This window comes from Candidatus Cloacimonadota bacterium (assembly GCA_020532355.1).
Taxonomy (GTDB): domain Bacteria; phylum Cloacimonadota; class Cloacimonadia; order Cloacimonadales; family Cloacimonadaceae; genus UBA5456.
In genome coordinates this window covers 1-4,056 of record JAJBBD010000111.1, presented here as the reverse complement: position 1 = coordinate 4,056, position 4,056 = coordinate 1, and the positions used below count along the sequence as shown (strand labels likewise).

Annotated in this window: 7 protein-coding genes; 3 read left to right on the top strand and 4 right to left on the bottom strand. The window is 45.2% G+C overall.

Features of this window, described 5'->3' with window-relative positions; genetic code table 11:
• Positions 1-80 precede the first annotated feature (80 nt).
• From LHW48_03945 to LHW48_03935, 3 genes are all read left to right on the top strand, one after another.
• On the top strand, positions 81-239 hold the full coding sequence (locus tag LHW48_03945; GenBank protein ID MCB5259610.1) for a hypothetical protein: 159 nt from the start codon (positions 81-83) through the stop codon (positions 237-239).
• A complete protein-coding gene (locus LHW48_03940) occupies positions 172-522 on the top strand; it encodes a transposase (GenBank protein ID MCB5259609.1) in 351 nt (116 codons plus the stop codon). The genes LHW48_03945 and LHW48_03940 overlap by 68 nt, the downstream gene beginning before the upstream one ends.
• A gap of 230 nt (positions 523-752) precedes the next feature.
• Complete coding sequence (locus LHW48_03935; protein ID MCB5259608.1) at positions 753-1,136, top strand: transposase; 384 nt, start codon at positions 753-755, stop codon at positions 1,134-1,136.
• A gap of 400 nt (positions 1,137-1,536) precedes the next feature.
• Here LHW48_03935 and LHW48_03930 read toward each other — a convergent pair whose 3' ends face one another.
• The 4 genes from LHW48_03930 to LHW48_03915 all read right to left on the bottom strand — a co-directional run bounded on the left by LHW48_03930 (position 1,537) and on the right by LHW48_03915 (position 3,967).
• Positions 1,537-1,686, bottom strand: coding sequence for a hypothetical protein (locus tag LHW48_03930; protein MCB5259607.1), 150 nt, complete (start codon positions 1,684-1,686; stop codon positions 1,537-1,539).
• A gap of 123 nt (positions 1,687-1,809) precedes the next feature.
• Positions 1,810-2,313, bottom strand: a complete 504-nt coding sequence (locus LHW48_03925) for a hypothetical protein (GenBank protein ID MCB5259606.1) — start codon at positions 2,311-2,313, stop codon at positions 1,810-1,812.
• Between the two features lie 7 nt (positions 2,314-2,320).
• A complete protein-coding gene (locus LHW48_03920; GenBank protein MCB5259605.1) occupies positions 2,321-3,031 on the bottom strand; it encodes an ATP-binding protein in 711 nt (236 codons plus the stop codon).
• A gap of 12 nt (positions 3,032-3,043) precedes the next feature.
• Complete coding sequence (locus LHW48_03915; protein ID MCB5259604.1) at positions 3,044-3,967, bottom strand: Mu transposase C-terminal domain-containing protein; 924 nt, start codon at positions 3,965-3,967, stop codon at positions 3,044-3,046.
• Positions 3,968-4,056 lie beyond the last annotated feature (89 nt).

Sequence of the window (4,056 nt, the reverse complement as noted above, 5' to 3'; positions counted from 1 at the left end):
GACAAGAAGTTTATCTAAATAATTCTTGACAAATTAGTTAGATCTATGATTATGGCTCTATCAATACACAGGAGCTAATCATGGAAAAGCAAACCCTAACTTTCGCAGATCAAGAGATTGCCACTCGTTTGGCGAACCGCAGGCACTTCCCTAAAGATGTGGATCAACTGCTTGACTGGAAGAGGATCAACAAACTGGTCAACAAAGTTGAGATCAAAAAGGACTTCTGTAGCCGGTAGGGACACATATTCGGCAGAAGTGATGTTTAGGATCATGTTAGTTCAGGCTTGGAACAAGTTATCTGATTACCAGATGGAAGAGCAGCTTGTCTATAATACGATGTTCCTGTGGTTTTGTCATTTGAGTATGGAGAACCCGGTTCCCGAGATATCTGACGAAGACTCTTGGACTCGGACAGCAGAGATTGAACTCGGTTATACATATTCACTCCTTTCACTTGTACCTCCTGATCGTTCCATCAAGAGGCAGTTTATTTTTTCCTCAGAGTGGTGCAATCTATAGTTCCGTTTCTGGTGCACTTATAAATTACGGCGACACGCAGGAAAGAGTTTATCGAGACAGAGCCTGTAGGAGATGATGAGATTCCTGGTCAGAGGAACCATCAGGCAACCGCTCTGACGATGGAAGAGTCCAAAGACCCTGAAGCCAGGTGGCTGAAGAAAGGCAATAAGAGCATCTATGGCTACAAGGGGCACACAGCTGTGGATAAGACTCATGGTCTAATCTAAGCAATTGAGGTTACACCGGCCAATGTCTATGATGGGCACATGCTCATGCCCTTGGTGGAATCCTTGGAGCTTCCGGAGGAGACAGAGGTTCTTGCAGACAAAGGCTACTGCAGCCAGGAGAATGAAGATGCACTGCAAGAGCGGAACCTGGTTTCCAGAATCATGAAGAAGAAAAAGAAGAATCAGGATATGCCGGAGGAGACAAAGCTCTTCAACTATTCTGTTTCCACTCAGAGATACCGGGTTGAGCGCAGCTTTGGAGGACTAAAGAAAAACTTTGGATGGGGTCGATCAATCTATATGGGCTTACAAAAGACGGCAGATTATCTGTTCATGGGAGCAATTGCCTTCAATCTGAAGCGTAGTCTGAAGATTCTCCGAGCGTGAGATAGGAGAGGTCTGCCCAGATTTTGGGAATAGACCAAAACAGGGCTTAATAAGAGGGGGTTTACGGAGTCAAAACATGAAAATAGACCGAAATGATCTCTTCAAGACAGAAAAACGTTGGTGGCACAGATCAATATCACCTCAGTAAAAGCTTCGCCTATTTATGCAATGATCTTTATCTTTATAACTGGTTACTGAAAATGGAAGTACTATATAGGCATCTAGCGATTTAACCGTATTGGTTCAATTTGTACGACATTTCATAAAGACAGGATTCCTACAACTACACACAAAAAGCTTTAAGAATTTGGATGGTCATTAGTGCCCATTTGAGGTGACAAGAATGTACGACATACAAGGCTCAACGACTCACGAACTTGCTAAGTATCTAACACTATTACTACCAGTGTTTAGTGATAACTGGTGGCAGGAAATGGTTATTACGCATTGTAAAGATGTTACTCAAGGTCATCGTAATCAAATCAGGATACTTCTTCAGCAAACACTTTAAATTCTGCGTAAATTCAATGTATGGGTCTGATACTTTCATGGTAAGCTCCTATGTATGGATAATCAGATATTCATTATTTAGGTCACTTGATGCTTTAAGTATATATCTCAAGTGACTAGGAACCGGTCTGTGTGATTTCGAATTCTGTCAAGCCCAACCTGTCTATTCCAGTAATCTATAGCACCCAATCCTATTCAAATTCCTGAGTTGACCTAGGATACCTTTCTGAACTTTCCTGCCGATTTTGGGCACGTTTTGGCGGGAGATAACGACGTATATGTACTGCCTCAGATCAACGACTTCAATCGACGCCAGAGCCTCAAGATAGATATAGACCCATTGCCTGGATTTACCGATGACTTGAGCAATATCTCGTATGGACTTGTATCTGCCTTGTTCCAGGATATCTAAAAGCCTGTGGGCATCTGCAATGCTGAAAGTCCAGCCCTTATAGTGCTGATAGCCGATCCTGGCTTGAAAGCGGTTGGCTCGGACGTAGATGGGAGGATTATCTTCTATCTGCTTGATCGCTTGGCTTTGGAGTAGTTCGGGTAGTAGCTCTTCGGTTGCTTCTACGCTTACACTGGTCAGTTTGGATATAAGGTCCGCATTGAATAGTCGATCATATTGGCTGATGAAGTTGAGGATTAGTTCTTTGTCCGTCATTGTTTCCTCAATCATCCAGATCGACTTGGGAGACTACTTCAAGGTTCTTGTATTTGCCGATCTCCTCTACTGAGCGGATAAGCTTCATGGCTTTGCGGACATTGCCGCAGGAGTGGAAGTGGACATATTCGACAATATCAGGATGGAACTTGATCTCCAGGACCTCACTGCATAACTGGGCAATATCCTTCTTAGGCAGGTCTTGGAACTCATAGAAGAAGTTGCACCTATCGAAGTAGTATTCATTGATCTGATTGAGCCTGTCCTTGGCATTCTGCATCCCGACCAGGATCACTATCGCTGTGGTCACATCCACTATATCCCTGATCGCTCCCAAGAGCTGGGGATGCCGGAAAGCGTAGTCTATCTCATCAACAACTATGATCGTATCCTTGTGATCCTCCAGAACCGTTATACATATCATGAAGAGGTCATTAGCTGTTCCGTAGGGTATGTACTCCCCCATGCCAAATTTCTTGTATAGGGCTAAGAGAAGCTTGGATGCAAAGGCTTTAGGAGTGGTAGTTGCCTCCAGCCTGAGGTAGAGATAACCCTGACTGAAGGCGATTCTACTGGCATAGGTGGTCTTTCCCAATCCCGGTCTGCCATACAGCAAGCCAAGTCCTACCATCTCCAGCTTGGGTCTGGTTAGCAGGTATTCGATGCATTTATCTGCGGCTATCACGTTCTGCGTTCTGACTAGAGTTCCCTGTTTCATATTATCCTCCTATTAGTTTATCCCGATGCGTTTGTGGAGTTCCGCTCTGGAGAGGTTTGCGAAGGGTGACTGCCCATTCTTAGCCTCATCCTGTGCTTGGTTATCATCAAGTGATTCGGTAATGGGGCTTGTTTCGGCTTGAGGTTTCTTCTCATCATCTATACTTACCTCATCTATTGTTGCGGTGGCAGTGGCAGTTCCACCATCATCCGATGTTAATTGTTCCGCTATGGCACTTGGATCGGATTTGTAATACTCTCTTGCTGTTTTACTGAATGAGGTCTTCCAGGATATCGGTGTATCTTTATTGCTGCCTTGATACTCGATTCCGATCCTATCGAATGATTCTTTGATCTCCTGCTCGATTTTCTGCTCAATCTCTTCTCGTGCCAGTCTCTCTTTCTCTTCCGCATCCAGCTTCTCCCACTCTTCCGGACTCAGCATATCCGGATGCTTTGGAAGCCTCATCATCGCCTTTCTGGTCATCTCCTCAATGATCTCGTCACTATCCTTGGGAGGCGCTTCCAACATGGGAGGACTGCTGAATAGCGCTCTGGCACCCTGATCCTCAAGCTTCTCCTGCTTGGTCGTTGAATTCTTGAGGAGGGCATCGACAGCTTTCTGGGAGTTCACCACCCACTTCTTGGCACTGCGTTCTTTCTCCCTCCTGAGGCCCTTGATCTCTTTATATTCCTTATTCAGTTCCTTATGCGAGATCGCCTTATCCATCGAGACCTCGATGAAGGGATGCTGTGCCTTGCGGAGGGCTGCCTGGCAGATGAAGACATCGTTTTTGTCATAGACCACTATCCACCTGGCATCGCTGTAATCGAACCTGATGATGCAGGGCTGACCCACATGGTTTATTAGTTCCCGATGCCAGTAGACCTTCTTATCCAACCTGATGCCTTCATTGCGGATGTTCTTGCGCTCCATCGCCATCTGTCAACGGAATTTTAATATGCACCAGTTTTGGCACTTTAAAGTGCACCACTTTCCATCTCAGTTGAAGTTCTCCGACGGCG

Excerpts from the sequence above, each read along its gene's own strand:
- LHW48_03945 (MCB5259610.1), top strand. The coding sequence starts at position 81 with ATGGAAAAGCAAACCCTAACTTTCGCAGATCAAGAGATTGCCACTCGT.
- LHW48_03930 (MCB5259607.1), bottom strand. The coding sequence starts at position 1,686 with ATGAAAGTATCAGACCCATACATTGAATTTACGCAGAATTTAAAGTGT.
- LHW48_03925 (MCB5259606.1), bottom strand. The coding sequence starts at position 2,313 with ATGACGGACAAAGAACTAATCCTCAACTTCATCAGCCAATATGATCGA.
- LHW48_03920 (MCB5259605.1), bottom strand. The coding sequence starts at position 3,031 with ATGAAACAGGGAACTCTAGTCAGAACGCAGAACGTGATAGCCGCAGAT.
- LHW48_03915 (MCB5259604.1), bottom strand. The coding sequence starts at position 3,967 with ATGGAGCGCAAGAACATCCGCAATGAAGGCATCAGGTTGGATAAGAAG.